The 22926-nt window shown below is 69.7% G+C and carries 18 protein-coding genes; 9 read left to right on the plus strand and 9 right to left on the minus strand.

Features of this window, described 5'->3' with window-relative positions; genetic code table 11:
* Positions 1-124 precede the first annotated feature (124 nt).
* The 5 genes from GH664_RS08535 (at position 125) to GH664_RS08555 (ending at position 8154) form a co-directional block, all read left to right on the plus strand.
* On the plus strand, positions 125-1582 hold the full coding sequence (locus GH664_RS08535; protein ID WP_153167674.1) for a toll/interleukin-1 receptor domain-containing protein: 1458 nt from the start codon (positions 125-127) through the stop codon (positions 1580-1582).
* Positions 1579-5256, plus strand: coding sequence for an AAA family ATPase (locus tag GH664_RS08540; RefSeq protein WP_153167675.1), 3678 nt, complete (start codon positions 1579-1581; stop codon positions 5254-5256). The genes GH664_RS08535 and GH664_RS08540 overlap by 4 nt, the downstream gene beginning before the upstream one ends.
* A 117-nt stretch (positions 5257-5373) precedes the next feature.
* Positions 5374-6171 carry an EcsC family protein gene (locus tag GH664_RS08545; RefSeq protein WP_153167676.1) on the plus strand — a complete coding sequence of 266 codons (798 nt, stop codon included), beginning with the start codon at positions 5374-5376 and terminating at the stop codon, positions 6169-6171.
* A gap of 97 nt (positions 6172-6268) precedes the next feature.
* Entirely contained in the window at positions 6269-7231 is a 963-nt protein-coding gene (locus GH664_RS08550) for a hypothetical protein (protein WP_153167677.1), read from the plus strand.
* The gene (locus GH664_RS08555) at positions 7228-8154 is read left to right on the plus strand and encodes an arginase family protein (RefSeq protein ID WP_153167678.1); all 927 of its coding nucleotides are present in this window, start codon (positions 7228-7230) and stop codon (positions 8152-8154) included. Before GH664_RS08550 ends, GH664_RS08555 begins: the two co-directional genes overlap by 4 nt.
* Positions 8155-8162: 8 nt before the next feature.
* Here the strand turns inward: GH664_RS08555 and GH664_RS08560 are convergent, their stop codons facing one another.
* Positions 8163-10691 carry an EAL domain-containing protein gene (locus GH664_RS08560; RefSeq protein WP_153167679.1) on the minus strand — a complete coding sequence of 843 codons (2529 nt, stop codon included), beginning with the start codon at positions 10689-10691 and terminating at the stop codon, positions 8163-8165.
* Between the two features lie 148 nt (positions 10692-10839).
* Here GH664_RS08560 and GH664_RS08565 point away from each other — a divergent pair, with 148 nt between their 5' ends.
* A complete protein-coding gene (locus GH664_RS08565) occupies positions 10840-11760 on the plus strand; it encodes a ketopantoate reductase family protein (protein WP_228111443.1) in 921 nt (306 codons plus the stop codon).
* 78 nt (positions 11761-11838) lie between these two features.
* A complete protein-coding gene (locus GH664_RS08570; RefSeq protein WP_153167681.1) occupies positions 11839-13809 on the plus strand; it encodes a TRAFs-binding domain-containing protein in 1971 nt (656 codons plus the stop codon).
* Positions 13810-13840: 31 nt separating this feature from the next.
* Here the strand turns inward: GH664_RS08570 and GH664_RS08575 are convergent, their stop codons facing one another.
* Together GH664_RS08575 and GH664_RS08580 are read right to left on the minus strand one after the other, a co-directional pair.
* Positions 13841-14461: a hypothetical protein gene (locus GH664_RS08575; RefSeq protein ID WP_153167682.1), complete on the minus strand. Its 621-nt coding sequence runs from the start codon at positions 14459-14461 to the stop codon at positions 13841-13843.
* Positions 14458-15264 (minus strand): peptidoglycan-binding protein, encoded by an 807-nt coding sequence (locus GH664_RS08580; RefSeq protein ID WP_228111444.1) that lies wholly within the window; start codon positions 15262-15264, stop codon positions 14458-14460. Before GH664_RS08580 ends, GH664_RS08575 begins: the two co-directional genes overlap by 4 nt.
* A 306-nt stretch (positions 15265-15570) precedes the next feature.
* Between GH664_RS08580 and GH664_RS08585 the strand changes: the two genes are divergently transcribed.
* Positions 15571-16050 (plus strand): CreA family protein, encoded by a 480-nt coding sequence (locus GH664_RS08585; RefSeq protein WP_153167683.1) that lies wholly within the window; start codon positions 15571-15573, stop codon positions 16048-16050.
* Between the two features lie 120 nt (positions 16051-16170).
* A complete protein-coding gene (locus tag GH664_RS08590) occupies positions 16171-16626 on the plus strand; it encodes a MarR family winged helix-turn-helix transcriptional regulator (RefSeq protein WP_153167684.1) in 456 nt (151 codons plus the stop codon).
* 21 nt (positions 16627-16647) lie between these two features.
* Here GH664_RS08590 and GH664_RS08595 read toward each other — a convergent pair whose 3' ends face one another.
* From GH664_RS08595 to GH664_RS08620, 6 genes are all read right to left on the minus strand, one after another.
* Positions 16648-17493 carry an ABC transporter permease subunit gene (locus GH664_RS08595; RefSeq protein ID WP_153167685.1) on the minus strand — a complete coding sequence of 282 codons (846 nt, stop codon included), beginning with the start codon at positions 17491-17493 and terminating at the stop codon, positions 16648-16650.
* Positions 17490-18488 carry an ABC transporter permease gene (locus tag GH664_RS08600; protein WP_153167686.1) on the minus strand — a complete coding sequence of 333 codons (999 nt, stop codon included), beginning with the start codon at positions 18486-18488 and terminating at the stop codon, positions 17490-17492. Before GH664_RS08600 ends, GH664_RS08595 begins: the two co-directional genes overlap by 4 nt.
* Positions 18485-19621 carry an ABC transporter ATP-binding protein gene (locus GH664_RS08605; protein WP_153167688.1) on the minus strand — a complete coding sequence of 379 codons (1137 nt, stop codon included), beginning with the start codon at positions 19619-19621 and terminating at the stop codon, positions 18485-18487. Before GH664_RS08605 ends, GH664_RS08600 begins: the two co-directional genes overlap by 4 nt.
* A gap of 13 nt (positions 19622-19634) precedes the next feature.
* Positions 19635-20735 carry a polyamine ABC transporter substrate-binding protein gene (locus GH664_RS08610; RefSeq protein ID WP_228111445.1) on the minus strand — a complete coding sequence of 367 codons (1101 nt, stop codon included), beginning with the start codon at positions 20733-20735 and terminating at the stop codon, positions 19635-19637.
* Positions 20736-20805: 70 nt separating this feature from the next.
* Positions 20806-21354: a hydrogenase maturation protease gene (locus GH664_RS08615; RefSeq protein WP_153167690.1), complete on the minus strand. Its 549-nt coding sequence runs from the start codon at positions 21352-21354 to the stop codon at positions 20806-20808.
* 64 nt (positions 21355-21418) lie between these two features.
* On the minus strand, positions 21419-22885 hold the full coding sequence (locus tag GH664_RS08620; protein ID WP_153167691.1) for a Ni/Fe hydrogenase subunit alpha: 1467 nt from the start codon (positions 22883-22885) through the stop codon (positions 21419-21421).
* Positions 22886-22926 lie beyond the last annotated feature (41 nt).

Here is a 22926-nt window from a genome sequence, read left to right on the forward strand (position 1 = left end):
CCACCCTGACCCACTCGCCCGGCATGACGCCGGGTCGCGAATCGCGCCGCGCCGGACTACGCTTTGAGTGGCGGTGCGCAGCCCGACGACGGGGCGACACACGCCGTTCGCCGGGAGGAGCGGGATGGGATGGGTGCCGGGTTATGACTTCGACCTCTTCGTCAGCTACGCGCACATCGACGACGAACCGGACGTCGGCCAGCCGGTCGGCTGGGTCAGCACCTTCAAGGACAACCTGAAGGCCCGCCTCGACCGGCGCCTGGGCATCCGCTCCAGCATCTGGATGGACCAGCGCCTGGTCGCGGAGTCGCACCTCGGCGAACCGATCATGGCCGGCCTGCGGCAGTCCGCGGGGCTGCTGGTGGTGCTGTCGCGGGCCTACCTCAACTCCGCCTGGTGCGCGCGCGAGCGCGGCGGCTTCCTCGACGGCCTGCGGGATCGCCGCGCGCTGCGGCGGCCGGTGTTCGTCGTCGAATGCGACGACCTCGAACGCGAGCGCCTGCCCGAAGCCTTCGGCGACCTGCTCGGCGTGCGCTTCTGGCAGCGCCAGACGGACGGCGCCGCGCCCGGCCGCCTGGGCGATCCGCTGCCGACGCTGGAGGATCGCAGCTACTGGGCGCGCCTGAACGACCTGTCGTTCAAGGTGGCCGAGGGCCTGTCGCGGCTGCGCGATGTGCCGCCCGGGCACGCTGCGGCGCCCGCTGCGGAGGCCTCATCCGGCCGTCCGGCGGTGTTCCTCGCCGAAGTGGGCGACGAGCTGATGGACGAGTACGAGCGACTGCAGCGCAGCTTCGAGCAGGCCGGCCTCGTCGTGCTGCCCGAGCGCGCCTACCCGCGCAGCGATGCCGACGCCTACGCCGCGGCGATGGCCGAGGACCTGCGCCGCTGCGCGCTGTTCGTGCAACTGCTGGGCGAATACCCGGGGCGGGTGCGCGGCTGGGACGTCGCGCTGTCGGCGCTGCAGTACCGCACGGCGCAGCAGGCCGGCGTGCCGTTGCGGCGCTGGCGGCGCTTCGGACTGAACCCGGAGGACATCCGCGACGAGGTCCACCGCCAGTCGGTGTTCGCCGCCGACGTCGTCAATGAAGGCCTGGAGGTGTTCGCGGCCGGCGCGCTTCAGGCGCTGCGGCAGACCCGCCCGCCGCCCGCGCCGGCGGCGGGCGACCTGCTGGTGTTCGTCGATCACGACCGCAGCGATGCCCGCATCGCCGGCGAGCTGTGCGATTTCTTCGATGCGCAGGGGCTGGGTTTCCTGCGCCCCGAAGCGCAGGACAGCGCCGAGGCGATGCGTGCCGACCTCGAGGACAACCTGCGCCTGTGCGACGGCCTCGTCGTGGTCTACGGCAGCACGCAGCCGGTGTGGGTGCGCCAGCAGCTCAAGGAGACGCTCAAGATCAAGAGCGTGCGCGAGCGGCCGCTCGGCCGCGTGCTGCTGTGCCAGGCCGAGCCCGACGCCGACAAGCCGGACCCCGGCATCAAGCTGCCCAACCAGCGCGTCATCGACTGCCGCCGCGGCATCGACGCCAGCGCGCTGCAGGCGCTCACCGACTTCGTGCGCGACCTGCGCGGCACGGCGCCATGAACGCGAGCCCGCCCGGCGACTTCGCGTCGTCGCCCTACCCCGGCCTGCGGCCCTTCGGCGAGGACGAGGCGGAGCTCTTCTTCGGCCGCGAAGAGCAGACCGACCAGTTGCTCGACCGCCTGCAGCGCACGCGCTTCCTCGCCGTGGTCGGCCCGTCGGGCTGCGGCAAGTCCTCGCTGGTGCGCGCCGGCATGATCGCCGCGCTGCAGACCGGGCTGATGTCGGGCACCGGCGCGCACTGGCGCATCGCCCAGATGCGCCCCGGCGCGCGGCCGCTATGGCGCCTGGCGAACGCGCTGGCGGCACCGGAGGCGCTCGACATCGAGCGCCAGGGCGGCGCGACCGCGCTCGCCTTCGCCGACGCGACGCTGCGCCGCGGGCCGCGGGGCCTGGTCGAACTGCTGCAGGACCGCTGGCTGCCTGAAGATGCCAACCTGCTGCTGCTTGTCGACCAGTTCGAGGAGATCTTCCGCTTCCGCCAGGAGGGCAGCGCCGACGAGGCCGACGCCTTCGTCGCGCTGCTGCTGGCGTCCGCGGCGCAGGCCGACTTCCCGGTGTACGTGGTGCTGACGATGCGCTCGGACTTCCTTGGCGAGTGCGCGCTGTTCCACGGCCTGCCCGAGGCGATCAACGACGGCCAGTACCTGACGCCGCGCATGACGCGCGAGCAGACGCGGCGCGCCATCGTCGGCCCGGCGCGGGTGTTCGATGCCGACGTCGAGCGGGCGCTGGTGACTCAGTTGCTCAACGAGATCGGCACCGATCCCGACCAGTTGCCGCTCCTGCAGCACGCGCTGATGCGCATGTGGCAGCACCTGCAGGCCCGCCGCGGCGCAGCCGGCGGCACGCCGGTGCTGACGATGGCCGACTACGCGGCGGTCGGCTCCATCGCCCGCGCGCTGTCGGCGCACGCCGATCAGGTGTTCGACGAGCTTGACGAGCGCGACGAACTCGATGCTGCCGACCAGCGCGACGCGCGCGGCCGGCACATCGCCGAACTCATGTTCCGCCGGCTGACCCACCGCGCCACCGGCAAGCGCGACACCCGCCGCCCGGCGCGGCTGGACGACGTCGCCGCGGTGGCGGGCGTGCCGCAGCAGGCGGTGATCGCGGTGGTCGAAGCCTTCCGCCGCCCCGACCGCAGCTTCGTCACGCCGCCGGCGGGTGTTCCGCTCGCCGCCGACACGGTGCTCGACATCGGCCACGAAAGCCTGATCCGGCGCTGGGACCGGCTCAACGGCTGGGTCGATGCCGAGGCCAAGTCGGCCGACATGTACTTCCGCCTGAAGGATTCGGCGCGACGCGAGCAGGACGGCCGCGCCGCGCTGTGGCGCTCACCCGAGCTTGAGGAAGCGCTGGCCTGGCGCACCCAGGAGGCGCCGAACGCAGCCTGGGCGCTGCGCTATGGCACGGCCGACGACTTCGCGCTGGCGATGCGCTTTCTCGAGCGCAGCGCCGGGCAGCAACGCACCGAGCAGGAGCTCGCCGAACAGGCGCGGCGCGACAAGGAGGCAGCGGAACGGCAGCGCCGCGACGAACGCGAACAGTGGCTGCAGGCCCAGGTGCGCGCCGGCCGGCGCTTCCGCCTGCTGTCCTTCGCGCTCGGTGCGCTGGCCCTCGTCGCCCTCGTGCTGCTGTACGCCGCTGTCGATTCCACCCGCCGCGCCGAAGTCGAACGGCGCAACGCCGAGGCGCAGGCGGCGCTGGCACTGGCCCGCCAGCTCAACGTGTCGGCCGAGGTCGCCGCCGACGACACCATGCAGGGTCTGCAGCGCAGCCTGCTGCTGACGCTCGAGTCGCTGCGCACGCAATGGACGCCGGAAGGGCATGCGGCGCTGCTCGCCCGCATGGACCTGCTGCCCGACGCCCCGCGCCGCACCTGGCGCCTGCAGGCAGGCCGCATCGGCGCGCTGGCACCCGGTCCGGACCTGCGCTGGCTGGCCGTCGCCGCTGAGGGCGGCACCTTCGTGCTGTCGCCCGACGCCGCCAGCGCGCCACTCAAGCTGAACCCGTCGGGCCACGGCGACGTCGCCACGCTGGCCGCCAGCCCGGACGGCCAATGGCTGGCGGCGCGCTGCGACGTGGAAGTGTGCCTGTACGACACCGCGGACTGGCAGGTCGCCCGCCGCCTGCCGGTGCCGCGGCCGGCGCGCAGCTTCCTCGACTTCAGCCGGGACGGCCGCTGGCTGGCGGCAGTGAGCTTCCGGCCCCCGGTCATGAAGCTGTACGACACCGCCACCTGGCAGGAGCGCGCATCGGTCGAGATGGAAGCGGCCCCCGCCTGGGTGCTGCGCTTCGGCCTGGACGGCAAGCTCATCGCCACCTCGGGCAGCGGCCGCCTCGGCCTGTGGCGCACCGACGGCCTGCAGCCGCTGGCCTCGCTCGAGATCAGCAACTCCTGGGGAGAACCGCTCGCCTTCGCCCCCGACGGGCGCACGCTCGCGGTGCAGGGCGAAGGCAACACGCTGCAACTGGTCGAGGTCGGGACCGGCGCCGACGGCACGGCGATGCTCGTCATCGACCGCGAGCGGCGCATGCTGCGGGCGTCCTCGCGCGGCCCCGCGGTGTTCAGCACCGACGGGCGGCAGGTCGCCGTCACCCAGCCCGGCCACGACGCAGTGCGCGTCGGCGATATCGACGGCGGCCGCGAGCGCACCCGCATTCCGCGTGCCGCCGGCGCGCTCGCCTTCCTCGCCGGGGGCCGGCTGCTGGTAGGCAACCTGGACGGCACGGTGGACGAATGGCAGGCGATCGAGAAGTCGGTGCGCAGGCTGCCGCACGACGCTGCCGTGCGTGCCGTCGCCTTCGGCGCCGCCGACCGCAAACTCGCCACCGCCAGCGGCACGACGCTGCGCGTGTTCGACACGGCGAACTGGGCGGAAGCGACGCGCCTGACGCTGCCGGCCGCACCCGAAGGCCTGGCCTTCAGCCCCGATGGCCGCTGGATCGCCGCGCTCGCAGAGGACGGCCTGCGTCTGCTCGACACCACGACCGAGCCCTGGCAAACGGTCGGCCCGCTGCCGCACGAAGGCGGGATCCACACCGTCGCCTTCAGCCCCGACGTCAAGGCCGTGGCGACGACCACCGCCGCCTCGTTCTCGCGCGGCATCGGCTTCAACCGGCCCACCACGCGCCGCGTGTGGGCGCTGGCCGATGGCCGCGAACTGGGCTGGATGTTCGATGTCGAGCACGACCGCAAGGGGCCCTACGGCAGCTTCAATGCCGCGCAGGAATCGCTCGACAAGCTGGGCGCGACCTCGGGCGGCGACGGCACTCTTGCTACGCAGGCGGCAAGCTGGCCGGTGGCCTACACGGTCGACCGCGAGGCCGGCGCGCCCGACCGGCCCTGGCTCAGGTCGCTGACCGCGCGCAAGACCGCGCTCGTCAGCAGCGCCATCGAGCGCGCGGCGCGCGCGCAGGTCGGGTCGTTCTCCGACGCCGCCTTCAGCAGCGATGGTCGCTGGCTGGCGACGGCCGGCGAGGACGGCAATGTCCGGCTGTGGCACCTGGCGCCCGACGATGTCGCCGCCGACACCTGCGCCCGCCTGACGCGCAACCTGAGCTGCGGCGAGTGGCAGGAGACGCTGCCCGACAGGCCCTGGCGCAAGACCTGCCCGGCGCTGCCGGACCCGCCGGACATCGCCGACTGCCGGCCGACGCCACAAACGCGGTGAAAGCGCGGGAAGTGGGGAGGGAAGGCACAGGCGGGTGGGCAAGCACAGGCCTTGCAACCAATCCGCACGATCGTGATCGAATTTCGCTGACTAAAGAATTGATCGGGCTCGATCGACATGGAACTCACCGACCTGCGCGCGCTGGCCGACGCTCGCGCGCTGCTGGAACAACCCACGCTTGCCGCACGCCTGAGCGACTTCGTCGGCAGCCCGCTGGAAAAAGGCATGGCGCGCCTGCCGTCGGGCTGGCGCGAGCGCATCGCCACGGCCACGCACGACGCCCTCGGCCGCGCCATGGACACCGCCGCGAGGACGCTGGACGAGGCGCCACAGCCCGCCTCGCCGCGCCTGCACAAGGCGCTCGGCACGCTCAGCGGCGGCGTGGGCGGCGCCTTCGGGCTGGCAGGGCTGACGCTGGAGATTCCCGTCTCCACAGTGCTGATCATGCGTTCCATCCTCGACATCGCCCGCGCCGCAGGCGAGTCGCCCACCGATTCAGGGACGCGGCTGGCGGCGCTGGAGGTGTTCGCGCTCGGCGGCCGTGCCGATAGCGACGACGCCGCCGAATCCGGCTACTACGCGATGCGCGCGGCGCTCGCCGGCGCGGTGAGCGAAGCTGCCCGCCACCTGGCGCAGAAGGGCCTCACCCAGGAAGGCGCACCGGCGCTGGTGCGACTGGTGGCGATGGTGGCCGCGCGCTACAAGGTGCAGCTCACGCAGAAGGCGGCCGGCATGCTGGTGCCCGGCATCGGCGCCGCCGCCGGCGCGTCGATCAACCTGATGTTCATGAGCCACTTCCAGGACGTCAGCCGCGGCCACTTCACCATCCGCCGGCTGGAGCGGCGCTACGGCGCGGACGCGGTGCGGGCGGCGTATCAAGCAGGCACAGGCACGCGCGGAAGCGGCACGGGGTAGACACCGCGGGTCATTCTTGCCCCCCTCCTCCCCAGCTTCTATGTTGCGGGTATGTCCTTCCCTGCTTCCGGCACGATCGACAAGGAGCCAATCGCGGATGACTGCCCCGCCGACAAGGACGCGTCCTTCCGCCATCGCCGGCGACGCGTCCGCCGGGCGCGATCGCGGCTTCCTGGCCGGAGCGGGCAGGTTGCTGGGGAGCCGGTTCTTCTGGTTCTTGCTGCTGACCTTCGTCGCGGGGCTCGGACTGTTGCACCCGCCTGCAGTCGAGCCCTTCCCCGGCGGCACGACGCTCAACCGCCTGGCCAACGCCATCCTGGGCCACGAACTGCGCCACAAGCTCGGCGACGCGTTCATCATCGCGGCACTGCTGTCGATTCTCCTCGATCGCTACCTCAAGCACGAACTGCTGCGGGAAGCCACGAAGGACGTGCTGTCCTTCGCTGCCGGCCATAGCGTGCCGCCGAAGCTGAAGGACGTCATCGCCGCCATTCTGCGGCAGCCCTACATGCGCCATGCCTTCGAGCTCACCCTGGCACTCGAACCTCTCGGGAAGACGGCTTTCGTCCGCCTGGTGCTGAAAACACGATATTCGGTGCGCAATCTGACAGACGACAGGCAGCACTACCCATTCCAGAGTGCGATCGAGAAGTCCTACGTGGCCTTCGAGTCCAGCCGCATTCGCCGAGTGAAGGTCAGTGACGAGGCCGGCACTGCGATCGATCTCTGCGACTTCGATCTCATCCCGCAAAAGCCCGGAGAAGATGGCTACGTGCGCTTCGCGAAGGACGTAGTGCTGCCCCCGTCGAGCGAGCTGTCGGTGGAAACGGAACGCTCCACCGTCTATCCGGACAGTTATTTCTACGTCCTGGACATTCTCCAGTTCACGGAAGGCGTCACCGTAAGGGTGAGTTCGGGCGATGATTACGAGTGGAACGTCGTGTTCGGCGCGGCAGGCACCCCGCAGCGGGTTGGCCCGGTGTGGACGCATCCAGGCGCCCATCTGCCGGGCCAGTACGTCCGCATCACCTGGAACAGCAAACATCGAGGAACGGGATGAAGCCGCAGGCGGAAGATGGCAACTGGCCGAGGGCCAGTAACTGGCTGAGCGGCGACCACTTCCGCCCGCCGCTCGGGCTTCTCGGGCTCCTGGGCGTACCGCTGCGCGACGGCGCCATCACACCGGGGCGATGTGACCTTGCACCGGCCGCGTTCCGCGCCGCCCTTGCCCGCTTCAGCACCTGGGACCTGATCCACGGCTGCGACCTGCGGGACATCGCGGTGCGGGATCACGGCGACCTGCCGGTGAGCGACGCCGTGCCAGAGGACGCTGCCCCGGACATCGGCAATGCGGTGCGGGCCGCCTTGCCGGCCGCGGACGCACTTATCGTGCTGGGCGGGCACAACGGCATCACCCATCCGGCGATGTGCGGCATGACCCCGGCGCTGCGCGATTGCGGACTGCTGACCCTGGATGCCCACCTCGATCTGCGAGACCTGGCGCTCGGCCTTACCAATGGCAATCCGGTCCGTGCGCTGCTCCGCGACGGCCTGCCCGGAACCCACGTCGTCCAGATAGGCATCCAGTCCTTCGCCAACGCGCCCTTCTATGCTCACCTGGCAAGCGAGTCGGGAATCACGGTCGTCACGGTGGAGGAAGTCCGCAGGCGCGGGATCGAGCAGGTCGTGTCGAGCGCATTAGCCTCGCTTGCGGAAAGGACTTCGCACATCTACGTGGATCTGGACATGGATGTGCTGGATCGCGCCTTTGCGCCGGCGACGGCCGGATCCCGCCCAGGCGGGCTCGCCCCGTGGGAAGTGCAAGCCGCCGCGAGAATCTGCGGCGCGCACCACAAGGTACGCGTGCTCGACCTCGTCGAAGTCGATCCGAGCCGCGACGTGGCCGAGGCAACCGTTCTGGCCGGTGCATCCTGCATGCTTGCCTTCGCAGGGGGGCTGCGCAGCCGCTTTCCAGTCGGCTGATTGCCCGGTCAATCGGGAAACGCCTCCGCCGCCACCGGCGGGCTGAAGTGGAAGCCCTGCACGAAATCGCAGCCGTGGCTGGCGAGCGTGTCGAGCTGCGCCGCCGTCTCGACGCCTTCGCCGACCACGCACAGGCCCAGGCTGTGGCCGATGGAGATGATGGCGGCGGCGAGCGCGGCATCGCGCGGGTTGCGGTCGATGTCGCGCACGAACAGGCGGTCGATCTTGAGCTCGTCGATCGGGAAGCGCTTCAGGTAGCCGAGCGACGAGTAGCCGGTGCCGAAGTCGTCCAGCGCGACGCGCAGGCCCAGCAGGCGCAGTTCCTCGAGCAGCGCGATGCCCTGGCGGGTGTCGTCCATCAGGATGCTTTCGGTCAGCTCCAGCGTCAGCAGGTGCGGCGGCATGCCGGTCTCGCGCAACACGCGGCGCACCATATCGACGAAGCCGTGGTCGCGGAACTGACGCGCCGAGATGTTCACCATCATGCGGATCGGCAGGCGGCCGGCGGCACGCCAGGCGGCGTGTTGCGTGCAGGCGGTGCGCAGCACCCATTCGCCGATCGGCACGATGAGGCCGGTTTCTTCGGCGATGGGGATGAACTCCGCCGGCGACACCAGGCCGAGGTCGGGATGGCGCCAGCGCAGCAGCGCCTCGGCGGCGACGATGCGGCGCCCCTCCACGCTGATGATGGGCTGGTAGTACAGCAGCAACTCGTCGGCCGGCAGCGCACGGTGCAGCGCCGCCTCCAGCGCCAGATGCTCCAGCGAGCGCGCGTTCATCGCCGGCTGGTAGAGCTGGAAGGCATTGCGCCCCTCGTCCTTGGCGCGGTACATGGCGACGTCGGCGTTCTTGATCAGCGTGCTGGAATCCGCGCCATCGTCGGGATACAGGCTGATGCCGATGCTGCAGGTCACCACCAGCTCGCGACCGTCGACGGCGATGGGGTCGCGCAGGGCGTCCGCCATGCGCCCGGCGGCGTGAACCGCGCCGTCGGGGCCGTCGAAATCGCTCATCACGACGACGAACTCGTCGCCGCCCATGCGCGCCACCGTGTCGTCCTCGCGCAGGCAACTGCGCAGCCGCCGTGCGACTTCCACCAGCAACTGGTCGCCCACTTCGTGACCCAGGCTGTCGTTGATGCGCTTGAAGCGGTCGAGGTCGACGAACATCACCGCCACACGGCCGTGCTGGCGGCTGGCGTGCGCCAGCTCCACCTGCAGGCGGTCGTCGAGCAGCCGGCGATTGGGCAGGCCAGTGAGCGGATCGTAGTAGGCCAGGTCGCGGATGCGCTGCTCGCTTTCCTTCACTTGCGAGATGTCGCTGAACAGCGCCGCGTAGTTGGTCAGGCGCCCGTCGTGGTCGGTGATGGCGTTGATGGTGAGGAACTCGGGGAAGATCTCGCCGTTCTTGCGCCGGTTCCACACTTCGCCCTGCCAACTGCCATGGGCGTGGATGCTCGCCCACATGCGCTCGTAGAACGCCGCATTCTGCCGGCCCGAACTCAGCATCGCCGGGTTGCGGCCGATGACCTCCTCGGCGGTGTAGCCGGTCAGGTGGGTGAAGGCCGGGTTGACCGAAATGATGCGCGCCTGGTCATCGGTGATCAGGATGCCTTCGAGCGAGTTCTCGATGACCTTTTCAGCGAGGTAGAGGTTGCGCTGCGAGGTGCTCAGCGCGCGGTCGCGCTCGGCCAGCGCGCTCTGCAGCTCGTGCACATACACGAGCTCCATGCCGGTGAGGATGTCGCTGAAATTGATCAGGTCGACGAGCGCGCCATTCTCATCGACCACGCCGACGTGGCGCATGCGGCGCTCGGCCAGCAGGCTGCGCACGCGATACAGGCTGGTGCGCGCATCGACCGTCACCAGTGGCCGGCTGGCCAGCCCGCCCACCGCGCGGTCGGTGGTGCCGGCGGCCACCAGCCGGGTGACGTCGCGCTCGGTGAGGATGCCGTAGCCGTCGGCATAGGCCACCACCACCGCATCCACGCCGCCTTCGCGCATGCGCCGGGTCGCTTCGCTGAGGGGCGCCGATTCGGACAGCGGCTGCATGCTGCCCTTGATGACCGAGTCGACCTTGCGCAGCTTGAGGTAATGCTCGATGCCCTGGTTCATCACCACGTCGGTCTGCGACACGATGCCACAACGCCTGCCGCCGTCATCGGCGACGAGGTAGTGACGCAGGTGGTCCTCGCGGAAGCGCACCGCCAGCTCCTGCAGCGTGATGCTGCGCGGCACGGTGCGCACCGGGGCGCTCATCGCGCGCGAGATCGGCCGGTCGAAGGCGGACGCATCGGTGAAGTCGACCCGCAGCGCGTCACGCTCGGTCCAGATGCCCAGGACTTCGTCGCCGGCAACGACGAGGATGGAGCTGACGCGCGCCTCGTTCATCCTGCGCGCCGCCTCCCGCAGCGACACGCCGGGCGGACATTCGAGGATGTCCGGACGCACGATCTCGCCCAGCGTCAGCTCGGCATTGCCGGCCTTGCTCGACAGCGCGCTTTCGAGCTGGACAGGCAATGAGTCAGGGTCACGCATGGGCGGGAGCAAGAGCAGGAGCTGGTATCGTAGGGATGCAAAAGCGAAGGGCCGCGAGTGAAAGCACCGGCGCGACCCTTATAACGGGATGGATTTTAGAAGATGCAGCGATTTTCAACAAATATCGACGCACATGAGGACCTTGTCATTGTCGCTGAAAGACTCCTGCGCGCCGGCGCTGCGGCGCTACCCGCTCGCCATCATCGGCGCCGGCGCGCTCGGCCTGAGCTTTGCCGCACGACTGGCAGCCAGCATGCAGGTCGCGGTCGTCGCGCGCAGCGCCGCCCGCGCCGGACAATTGCGTGCGGGCGTGATGGTTGGCGATGCGCGGTTCCAGGCCGATGCGCACGCTCCCGACGCCCTGCCCGAGGCGGATTGGGTGATCGTGCTGGTGAAGGCGGCGGACACCGCGGACGCCGGTCGCCTTGCCGCCGCCATGCGCCCGCTGGGCGTGCTGTCGCTGCAGAACGGGCTCACCGGCGAGGCGTTGCGTGACGCGGTGCATGCCTCCTGGCCCGGCGAGGACAGCCCGCCGCCCCAGGTGGAGCAGGGCATCACCACCGAAGGTGCCTTCCGCGACGGCGACCGCGTCACGCCCTCCGGCGCCGGCGACACGCTGCTGCCGCCGGGCTTCGAGGCGGTCGCCGAGCTGCTTTCGCGCGCCGGGTTCCGCGCCCGCGTCGAGCCCGACATCGCCGCCGCGCGCCTGGCCAAGCTGCTGGTGAACCTGGCGATCAACCCGCTCGCGGCCTTGTTCCGGGTGCCCAACGGCGCGCTGTGCGAGCCGCCTTACCGGGTCCACCTCGACGCGCTGGTGCGCGAGGCCTGGCCAGTGCTGCACGCGGAGGGGCTGGCGCTCGACGAGGCCGCCGCCCACGCCCGCGTGGTTGCGGTAGCCCGGGCCACCGGCGCCAACCGCGCCAGCATGCTGCAGGACGTGATCGCCGGCCGGCGCACCGAGATCGACGCCATCACCGGCGTCTTCCTCGACATGGCGGCCCGCCACGGCGCCGAGGTCCCCACGCACCACGCCGTGTTCACCCTGGTGAAGCAGATCGAGGCCGGGTGACGCAGGCACAATCGTGTCTATGCTGAACGTATCGGGCGCGTCGCCGCCGCGCGGTCGCACCTCTGCGGGAGACCCTGCATGAAACCCCACGCCTTCGTCGCGATGCCCTTCGGCACCAAACCCGGACCCGACGGGCAGCCGATCGACTTCAACCGCGTGTACGACGACTACATCGCGCCGGCGCTGGCGGACGCCGGCTTCGAGGTCATCCGCGCCGACCGCGAGCAGCGCGCGGGCGACATCCGCACCGACATGTTCCAGGAACTGCTGATGTCCGACCTGGTGGTCGCCGACCTGACGCTGGACAACCCCAACGTGTGGTACGAGCTCGGCGTGCGCCATGCGCTGCGCAAGCGCGGGGTGATCCTCGTGCAGGGACCGCGGCCGACCCAGCCCTTCGACCTGTACACCGATCGCAAGCTGCACTACGCGCTGCAGGACGGTGCGCCCGATGGCGCGAGGCTGGAGGACGACCGCAAGGCGCTCGCCGCAATGGCGCGGGCGACGCTGGCCGAATGGGTGGACGAGCGCGTGAGCCCCGTCTATAGCCTGCTGCCCAATCTGCGCGAGCCCGACTGGAAGACCCTGCTGCTGACGCAGGCCAACGCCTTCAACGCCGCCTATCGCGAGTGGGCGAGCCGCACCGAGATCGCACGCCAGAAGCTGCGCCCCGGCGACATCCTGGTGCTGGCCGACGAGACGCCGACGCGCGCGCTGCGCATCGAGGCCAAGATCACCGCCGGCGAGGCGCTGCTGAAATTGCGCCATTACGACTTCGCCCTCGAGCAGTTCGAGGCGGCGCTCGAGCTCGACCCGTCGTGCAAGCGCGCGCGCGAGAAGAAGGCCGTCTGCCTGGGTCGCCTCGGCCGCTACGAGGAGGCGCGCGAATGGGTACGCCGGCTCACCGAGGACTACCCGGTCGACCCCGAGGTGTGGGCGTTGCTCGGCCGCGTCGAGAAGGACAACTGGATCCGCCGCTGGCGCCGCGAGAGCGCGTCCAGTGCCGAGCTGCGCGCGGCGGCGAGCGGCGAGGATGCCGCGCTGGCCGAGGCGATCGAGCCCTATCACAAGGCCTTCATCGCCGACCCCTCGCATCATTACTCGGGCATCAACGCGCTGACGCTCGCCCTGCTGCGCCGCCATCTCGGCGGCAAGACGAGCGCCACCGTCATCGACAACCTGATCGGCGGCGTGCTGTGGGCGGCGCTGACCGCGCAGGAACGCGACCGCAAGGACTACTGGGCGCGGGCGAGCTATGCCGAGCTCTGCCTGCTGGTGAATCCGCTCGACGCGGTGCGCGAGGAATACGGCGCCACCGTCGCCGCCGCAAACCGCGACTGGTTCGCGCTCGATTCCAGCCGCCAGACGCTCGCCCTGCTGCGCGACCTCGAGTTCCGCCCGGCGGAGACGGCCGCCGCGCTGGACATCGTCGACCGCGAGATCGCGCGCAGCACGCCGCCCTTCGAGCCGCGCCAGGTGTTCCTGTTCAGCGGCCACATGATCGACGACCCGCAGCGGCCGGTGCCGCGCTTCCCTGCCGACAAGGAAGGCATCGCCGCGCAGAAGATCGCCGCGGCGCTGGACGCGCTCGGCGCCGGCCCCGGCGACCTCGCGCTGACGCAGGGCGCCAGCGGCGGCGACACCCTGTTCCTGGAAGCCTGCCAGGCCCGCGGCCTGCGCCTGCACCTGATGCTGCCGCTGGAAGAGCCCGAGTTCATCGACCGCTCGGTGATGCCCTCCGCCGACGGCCAGAAGTGGCGCGACCGCTACTACGCGATCCGCACAGCGCTCAAGGATCCGCCGCGCATCATGCCCGCCGAGCTCGGCCCGCCGCCGAAGATCGGCCCCGACCGGCGCGCCAGCCCCTTCGAGCGCTGCAACCTGTGGCTGCTGTACACCGCGCTGGCGTGGGGCGTGGACAAGGTGCGCTTCATCTGCCTGTGGAACGGCGAAGGCGGCGACGGCCCCGGTGGCACCGCGCACATGCACCGCGAAGTGAAGCGGCGCACCGGGCGGGTGACCTGGCTGGATACGCGGACGCTGTGGTAGCGACCGGTGCGCGGCCCGACGGCACACGCCGTCAGGGCAGAAAGTCGCCGTTCGACGCCGGCAGGCGTGCGGCGCCGAAATAGTCCGCACCGAGCTCGGATCGCGCTGCCGCATCGCAACGCAGGGTCGCAAGCCGCTTGCCGCCTTGCTCGACCGCGACACCGGCGGTCTCGCCCTTGCCCTGAAGCCAGAACGAGAACACCACGTAACGGTACGGCGGACGGGTGAACTCCACCCACGCGCCGCCCCCCCCGGCCAGCGTCACGGTGCCGGCCGAGAAGACCGGCGAGCCCTCGCCCGGGCCGGGGTAGACCATCTCCGGCAGCGCCCCTGGCCTGCCGATGCGGTATTGCAGCGCGGCGGAGCCCTCGCCGCTGGCGGGCCGCTCACACAGCGCGATGTGCTTTTGCCCGCTGCGGCAGGCGAACACACTGCGCTCTCCTTCTGCACACGCGGCTGAGCTTGCCGCACCTGCAGCACCTTCCGCCGCATTTCCGCTGGCCGTTGGCGGGACACTCGCCGGCGTGGTCGGCGCTTCGACGCTCGCCGCCGTGGGGCGTGCCGGTGCGGGCGTTGGCGCATCCGCCGAGCAGGCCGGCAACCCCAGCAGCACGGCGGCGCAGACGATGCCGAGACGCAGGCGCGGCTTCAAATCAGCTTTTCCCCGCGCAGGTAGGCCGTCTGGAAATTGCCCAGGCCGTGCGTGCCGCCATTGACCTGTCGTCGCGCGCGGGCGAAGTCGCGTTCGATCAGGGCGGCCTTGATCTTCAGCTCCTTGTCCTTCAGGAAGCAGGCGAGGATCAGCCCGGCGATGGCCGCCTCGTTGGCCTTGTCCGGCTGGTTCTCCAGGTCGACGCCGATCTTCTCGCCATAGGTCCGATAGTTGCTGCGCCCGGTCAACTGGATGAAGCCGCGCCCCTTGTAGCGGGCACCATCCGGCGCGCCCCGGTTGCCTAGGTCGCGGCGATTGTCGTAAAGGTCGAAGGGGTGGCCGCCGGGCGAAGTGTTGAAGCGCGACAGGAACTCGTCGAGCGGCTTGAAGCCCGCCGATTCCGCAGCGATGGTGGCCAGCGCCATCAGGACCATGGACTTGTCGGTGAGGCCGAAGCGACGCAGGCCGTCGAGCACCGGCCCGAGATTGGCCTTGATGTTGTCGATGGGTGCGTCCGGCAGCATGCGGGCCACGATCAGCGGCGTGACCTTGTCCGCCACCGACGGCAGGGCCGCATCCTGCGTAAGACCCAGCCGCGCCAGAGTGCGCGGCCCGGCCTGGCCATCGGCCAGCAGATCGCCCTCGCTGCGCTGGAAGGCGCGCACTGCCGCATCGGTGCCGGCGCCGAAGACGCCGTCGATGCTGCCGGGCGGAAAACCCTTGTCCGCCAAGGCCTGTTGCAGCGCCCTGACGTCGTCACCCTGCATCAGCTCGCCGTCCAGAATCAGTTCAAGTGTGCGCATGAATTTGGTCTCCGGGTGGGGGGAATGGGCGGCGCGACGGCCGACGTGGCATGCCCACCGCCAGTGTGCCGGAAAGGAGAGCGACGGTGCCGGGTCGGCACCCATTCCGGTGACACCTCGCAGACACGGGCCGGGGCACACTCGCCGTCATATGCCCCGTGACGTCGCGCCCCGATGACTGCGGTCTAGCACAGGCCGCACCTATTGCAAGGCGAGGCGTCGGGCCGCAGCCCTCACTGTCGATGCGCCACACGACACCGCGACCGGCTACCATCAAGGTCCCGCCATGCTGGAGCAAGATCGCCCATGAAGCCATCCACCCGGGGCGCGCTTGCCCTGCTGCTGCTCGCCTCCCTGCCCGCCGCCGCCGACGAAGTCGGCTGTGTCACCACCACCTGGAAGCTCATCGGCGCCAATCACAAGGTCTGCGTCGATGCCTTCTCCGACCCGAAAGTGCCCGGCGTGACCTGCCATGTGAGCCAGGCTCGCACCGGCGGCGTGAAGGGTTCGTTCGGCCTGGCGCAGGACCCCTCGCAGTTCTCGCTCGCCTGCCGCCAGACCGGGCCGATCACGCTGCCGGCGAAGCTGCCCAAGGACGAGGTGGTGTTCTCGGAGGACACCTCGCTGCTGTTCAAGGAGACGCGCATCGTGCGCATGTGGGACGAGGCCCACCGCACGCTGGTGTATCTGGCGATCAGCCGCAAGATCATCGAAGGCGCGCCCGCCAACGCGATTTCCACCGTGCCGGTGATGCCGTGGGGGCCGAAATCCGCCGACGGTTCCTGAGCGCGCCCGGTGACGATCTTGGCCCGGCCACGCCGATTGGTGCATACTGCAACTATCAACCGGCGGCGCGCCTGCGCTGGCCGCCATCCCTGCACAGGACGGACCGGCCTCGATACCCAGATGAAAAAAAACGAAACGCCCTACCTGACCTACAAGCTCGATCTGATCAAGACGATCGTCATGAAGGCGGGCAACACCGCGTACAAGAAGGCATTGAACCTGGGCGTGCGCGAGCTGCGCGTGCTGCGTCTGGTGCATGACTTTCCCGGCATCACCGCCACCGATCTCGGCAACCGGCTGGTGCTGGACAAGACGCTGCTGTCGAAGAACATCTCCTTCCTCGAGAGTCGCGGCCTGATCTCGCGTTGCACCAATGCGCAGGACAACCGCCAGCAATGCCTGACGCTCACCGAGGAAGGCATGCGCGCCTGGTACGAGGGAGAACGCATCGGCCGCGGCCTGGAAACGGACATGTTCGCCGACTTCAACGAGGCGGAATGGACCCGGCTGCACCAGATGCTGGACCGCCTGCTGCTGTCCATCGACCACTGGAAGGAACGCAACAAGGCGAAGTGAGGCAGGCTTGCCGGCGCCCGTTCAGCCGCGCAAGGCTGCATGCATCGCGGCGCGGCGGCGCCGTTGCGCGCGCTGCATGACGCGGTTGGCGACCAGCACCGCGATCGACACGACCACCACGATCACCGTCGCCAGCGCATTGATCTCCGGCTTGAGGCCGTGGTGCAGGCGCGCGAACACCAGCACCGGCAGCGTCGTGCTGCCGGGGTCGGACAGCATCGCGGCAAGCACGAAGTCGTCCATCGACAGCGTGAATGCCAGCAGCCAGCCCGCCACCAGCGCCGGCGCGATCACCGGCACGGTGATGACGAAGAAGACTTTCCACGGCGGGCAGCCGAGATCCAGCGCCGCCTCTTCCAGCGCGCGGTCCATCTCGCGCAGCCGCGACTGCACCAGCACGCTGACGTAGGCCGCGCACAGCGTGGTGTGCGCCACCCAGATCGCCGTCACGCCGCGCCCGCCGAGCACCGGCTGCAGCATCGGGTGGGTGAACAGCAGCACCAGCGACAGGCCGACCACCACCTCGGGCATCACCATCGGCGCGGTCGCCATCGCGGCGAATACGCCGCTGCCCGCACCCGGCCGGAAGCGCGCCAGCACCACCGCCGCGGCCGTGCCGACGACCACCGCAGCGGTCGCCGCCAGCGCGCCCACCTGCAATGACAGGCGCACCGCCGCGCCGAGCTCGTCGTCGTGCAGCAGGGCCACATACCAGCGCAGCGACAGGCCATCGAGCTGGGTGGTGATCTCGCCGGCGGTGAAGGAGAACACCACCAGGCACAGGATGGGTATGTAAAGAAAGGCATAGACGAGCAGCAGCCAGGCGCGGGCGCCCCAGCGCCGCTCGAGCGTTGCGGCGCGCGTCATGGCCCGGCCTCGCTTGCGCCATCGCCGCGGTCGCCGTGGCGGTGGAAGACCATGATCGGCACGATCAGCAGCAGCACCATCACCACCGCCACCGCCGCCGCCATCGGCCAGTCCTGGTTGGGGCCGAAGTCGTCCCAGATGCGCCGGCCTATCATCAGCACGCCGCCACCGCCGAGCAGGTCCGGGATCACGAACTCGCCCACCGCCGGGATGAACACCATCATCGAGCCGGCGACGATGCCGCGCCAGGACAGCGGCAGCGTGATCGACACGAAGGCGGTCCACGGCCGTGCGCCGAGGTCGCGCGCCGCTTCCAGCAGGCGCATGTCCAGCTTCACCAGGTTGGCGTAAAGCGGCAGCACCATGAAGGGCAGGTAGCTGTACACCATGCCGACCAGCACCGCGCCGCTGTTGTAGAGCAGTTGCAGCGGCGCGTCGATCACGCCGAGCGCGAGCAGCGCCTGGTTGATCAGACCGGATTCGCTGCTGTCGAGCAGCCCCATCCACGCATACACGCGCAGCAGGAAGGAAGTCCAGAACGGCAGCATGACCAGCATCAGCAGGGTGTTGCGCGTGCCCTCGGCGGAGCGGGCGATGTGCCAGGCGAAGGGGTAGCCGACCAGCAGGCAGCACAGCGTGGTCAGCGCCGCGAGCAGCAGGGAGTTGCCGAAGGCGCGCAGGTACTGCAGCTCGGCGCCCGGCCTCGCCAGGTCCGCCACTTCGTCGCCGAGGCGGCGGTAGCTGCCGAGATCGGGGTTGAAAGCGGGAGGGAGGGCCGGCTGGCCTTCCGCCTGCGGCTGCGAGAAGGGCGACACGTAGGGCGGCACCGCCAGATCCGGCGTCGACAGGCTGACGTTGACGATCAGCACGAAGGGCAGCAGGAAAAACAGCAGCAGCCAGGCCCAGGGCAGGCAGGCGACCCAGAAGCGCCCACGCAACAGGAAGAAGGGGCGCCGCGGCGGAGCAGGAGCCGGCGCTGCAGGCTCGGCGCTCATCGCGTCAGCACCACGCCGTCGGGCGCCAGCCACCACGCCCACACCCGCTCGCCGCGCGCCGGCGCGCTCGCCTCGCCCCAGTGCGCGCTGGGCACGCTGGCGATCATGCGGCGCCCGCCTCCCCCCAGGCGCAGGTGGTAGACGGAATGGCTGCCGAGATAGGCGATCTCGTCCACTTCGCCCTGCGCCGCGTTGATCGGCACATTGCCATTGACCGCTGCGGGCGGCTGGCGGCCCAACACGACGCGCTCCGGCCGGACCGACAGCCAGACTTCGGTACCCGGCGCCGGCATGGCTTCGGCAGCGATCGCCAGCGGGGCCGGGAAATCACTGCCATTGAGCCGCCCACCCTCGAGGCGGCCGTGGAACAGGTTGGTCTCGCCGATGAACTCGGCGGTGAAGCGGCAACTGGGGTGCTCGTAGATCTCGTCGGGTGTGCCGACCTGCAGCAGCACGCCCTCGGACATGACGCCGATGCGGCTGGCCATGGTCATCGCCTCTTCCTGGTCGTGGGTGACGAGGATGCAGGTGACACCGACGCGGCGGATCAGGCTGACCAGTTCGAGCTGGGTGTGCTGGCGGATCTTCTTGTCCAGCGCGGCGAGCGGCTCGTCGAGCAGCAGCAGCTTGGGCTCCTTCGCCAGGCTGCGCGCGAGCGCCACGCGCTGCTGCTGGCCGCCGGAGAGCTCGTGGGGCTTGCGCGCGGCGTAGCGCTGCAGTTGCACCAGCTCCAGCATTTCGGCGACGCGCGCGTCGATCTGCGCGCGCGTGAGGCGCGGCCGTTCCTGGCGCAAGCCGAAGGCGACGTTGCCGGCGACGCTCATGTGCGGGAACAGCGCGTAGGACTGGAACATCATGTTGGTCGGCCGGCGGAAGGCGGGCACCTCGGCGAGGTCTTCGCCGTCGAGCACGATGCGCCCTGCCGTGGGCCGCTCGAGGCCGGCGATCATGCGCAGCAGGGTGGATTTGCCGCAGCCCGAGCTGCCGAGCAGGGCGAAGATCTCGCGCCGGCGCACGCCGAGGGTGACGTTGTCGACGGCGAGCGCGTCGTCGAAGCGCTTGCTGATGCCTTCGATGCGCAGGTAGTCGGGTTCGGCTGGGAAATGAGGTGCGGAATCGGTGCGCGCACTCATGGCTGGCTCGGCCCTAGCGCGCGTTTTTGAAGCGCCCCAGCGCCTGCGTCATGTCGCGCTGCACGTCCTTGGCGAGCACCGGTTTGGGGTGCAGCTTGCGCTTGAGGTCGTCAGGGACGTTGATCATCGGGTCGTCGGTGAGCGCCTTCGACATCAGCGGCAGCGCGGCGCGGTTGGCGCTGAGGTAGAAGGTTTCGTTGGAGATCTGCGCGATGGTGGCGGGGTCGAGCATGGCGTTGATCCAGGTGTGGGCGTTGCCGGCGTGCGGAGCATCACGCGGGATGGCCATGACGTCCACCGACATCATGGCGCCAGCCTTGGGGATCAGGTAGCGGATGTGCGCGCCGGTGCCGGATTCCACCGCGCGGCGGGCGGCGATCATGGCGTCGCCGGAGAACATCATGGCCGCGCACAGGCTGCCCTTGGCCATCTGGTCGATGGGGGCGGTGATGAAGGTGCGGATGTGGCTGCGCACCGGCTGGATGCGGTCGATGGCGGCGCGGATGTCGGCGGGGTCCATCCGGGTGGTGTCCTTGCCGGCGTAGATCATGGCGGCGGGGATGACGTCGCTGGCTTCGTCCATCAGGGCGATGCCGCAGCTTTCGAGGCGGGCGGCGGTGGCGGGGTCGAAGAGGAGGTCCCAGGCGTTGTCGGGGAGCTTGCCGCCGAGGGCTTTCTCGACCTTGTCGAGGTTGATGGCGACGCCGGTGGTGTACCACATGTAGGGGACGAGGTAGCGGTTGCCGGGGTCGGCGGTTTCGATGGCCTTGAGGATGAGGGGGTCGAGGTTCTTGAAGTTGGGCAGGTGGGTCTTGTCGAGGGGCTGGAAGATGCCGGCCTGGATCTGTTTGCCGGCGTATTCGACGCTGGGGTAGACGACGTCGTAGCCGCTCTGGCCGGTGAGCAGCTTGCCCTGCAGGGTGGCGTTGCTGTCGTAGAGGTCGTACTTGACGGCGATGCCGGTGGCTTTCTGGAACGCAGGGATGGTGTCGCGGGCGATGTAGTCGTTCCAGTTGTAGATGTTGAGCTGGGGGGCTTCGGCCCGAATCGCTGGACTCGACAGCAAAAGGATCGTCACCGTCAGCACCCGGATCATCGCTCGCACTTTCTTCATGGCGCATCTCCTTCGCGCGCGCTTGCTGAAGCGCAGGCTCTAAGGGGTCTCAGCCCGAATGCCCTTGCGCTCAACCCGCCGGAGACGGCACCGGGCTTCGTTCCGTCGGGCGGCGGAACTCGCCCTCGCTACGCTCGGTGCTCGGACAGTCCTCGCCCGCTCCACGAAGCCCGGTGCCGTCTCCGGCTAGCCATTGTCGTGCCCATCGGACGGCGGCTACGAGGTTGCTCAGGGCAGTTGGTGAAGGCGCCTCCCCCAGTTCCCACTGACTCCCTCGTATGCCCAGCAGCCACGCGGGTGGGGGGGCGCCGTCCTGCGTGTCGGCGTAGACCTGCAGGATAGCCTCGGGGGTCATCGCGTGCGTGGTGAAGCTGGCGTCGCGCTGCGGGGCGATGCGACGGACGCTGAACGGAACGTCCGCTGCCATCGACGCGTCGACGAACAGCACGCGGGTGCGGCCGACGAGGTCGAGCGCGTGTTCGACCTGGAGCTGGAAGTCGGTGAGGCATTCGACGCCGGGGAACTGCAGCGCGTCGATTTCGTCGGCGAAGAGCGGGCCGAGGGCATCATCACCGCGGCTGGGGTTGCCCCAGGAGAAGACCAGCGTGTCGGGTTTCATGGGGGCGTCCGGAGGTGGACCGGTGGGCGCCGCGGGATTAGGCAGCGCCCACCGGGGTGGTGGGTCAGTGCTTGTACTTGCGGTCGAGTTCCTGGCCTTCGGCGTCCACCAGCGTCACTTCCAGCGGCATCTTGCCGAGCGCGTGGGTGGCGCAGGACAGGCAGGGGTCGTAGGCGCGGATGGCGACTTCGATGTGGTTGAGCAGGCCTTCGGTGATTTCCTTGCCGTCGAGGTATTGCCTGGCGACCTCGCGCACCGCGGTGTTCATCGCCTGGTTGTTGTTGGTGGTGGAGACGATGAGGTTGGCCATCGTCACCAGATCGTCGTCATCCACCTGGTAGTGGTGGAACAGGGTGCCGCGCGGCGCCTCGATGACGCCGACGCCTTCACGGCGGCGCTCGCCGGTCACCACGAGGTCGCTGCCTTCGATGTCGTCGTCGTGCAGCAGCGCCTTGATGGTTTCGGCGGCGAACAGCATCTCGATCATGCGCGCCCAGTGGAAGCCCAGCGTGGCGTGCATCGGCTTGCCGCCGGCGTAGGCGACGAACTCGCGGCGCTCGTGCTCGGCGAAGGGGGTGGGGATGCTGTCGCAGTTCTGCACGCGGGCGAGCGGGCCGACCTTGTACCAGCCCTGCTCCGGGCCCATGGAGGTGAAGTAGGGGAACTTCATGTAGCTCCAGGGCTTCACTTCCTCGGTGATCAGGGTGTCGTAGGTCTGGTAGTCGACGTGGTCGAACAGGATGTTGCCGGCGGCGTCCTTGGCCCGCAGCACGCCGTGGTAGAGGTCGAGGCTGCCGTCGGGCGCGACCATGCCCATGAAGTTGGACGGGAAGTTGCCGAAGCTGTCGTACAGCGCCGGGTTCTGCTCGTGCAGTTCGCGGATGATCTTCACCGCGTCGCGGCTCCAGGCGATCATCTGGTAGGCATCCTTCAGCAGCTCGGCGCGCTCGCCGCCGGTCAGCGACTTGTTGACGCCGCCGGGGATGGAGCCGGTGCCGTGCACGCGCTTGCCGGCGGTGTGGCGGATCACTTCCTGGCCGTACTTGCGCAGCAGGATGCCCTTCTTGGCGATGTCGGGGTATTTCGCGGCGACGCCGACGATGTTGCGCTGGGCCACTTCCGAGTCGAAGCCGAACAGCAGGTCGGGCGAGGACAGGTGGAAGAAGTGCAGCGCGTGCGACTGCAGGATCTGGCCGTAGTGCATCAGGCGGCGCATCTTTTCGGCGGTGGGCGTCGGGCGGTCGGCGCCGACGATGACGTCCAGCGCCTTGCTCGCTGCGAGGTGGTGCGACACCGGGCAGATGCCGCACAGGCGCTGCACCATGACCGGCAGCTCCCAGTACGGCCGGCCCTGGACGAAGCGTTCGAAGCCGCGGAACTCGACGATGTGCAGGCGCACCTGGTGCACCTTGTTGTGCTCGTCGAGCAGGATCGTGACCTTGCCGTGGCCTTCGACGCGGGACACGGGGTCGATGGCGACGCGGCGCAGATTGTCGCTGGCGACGGTGGCGGTTTCGAGTTCGAAGCTCATTGCATCAGTCCTTCGCAGTATGGCGATCGTTTGGCAACCGG

The sequence above is a fragment of the Thauera sp. 2A1 genome, from assembly GCF_009469595.2.
Lineage (GTDB): Bacteria > Pseudomonadota > Gammaproteobacteria > Burkholderiales > Rhodocyclaceae > Thauera.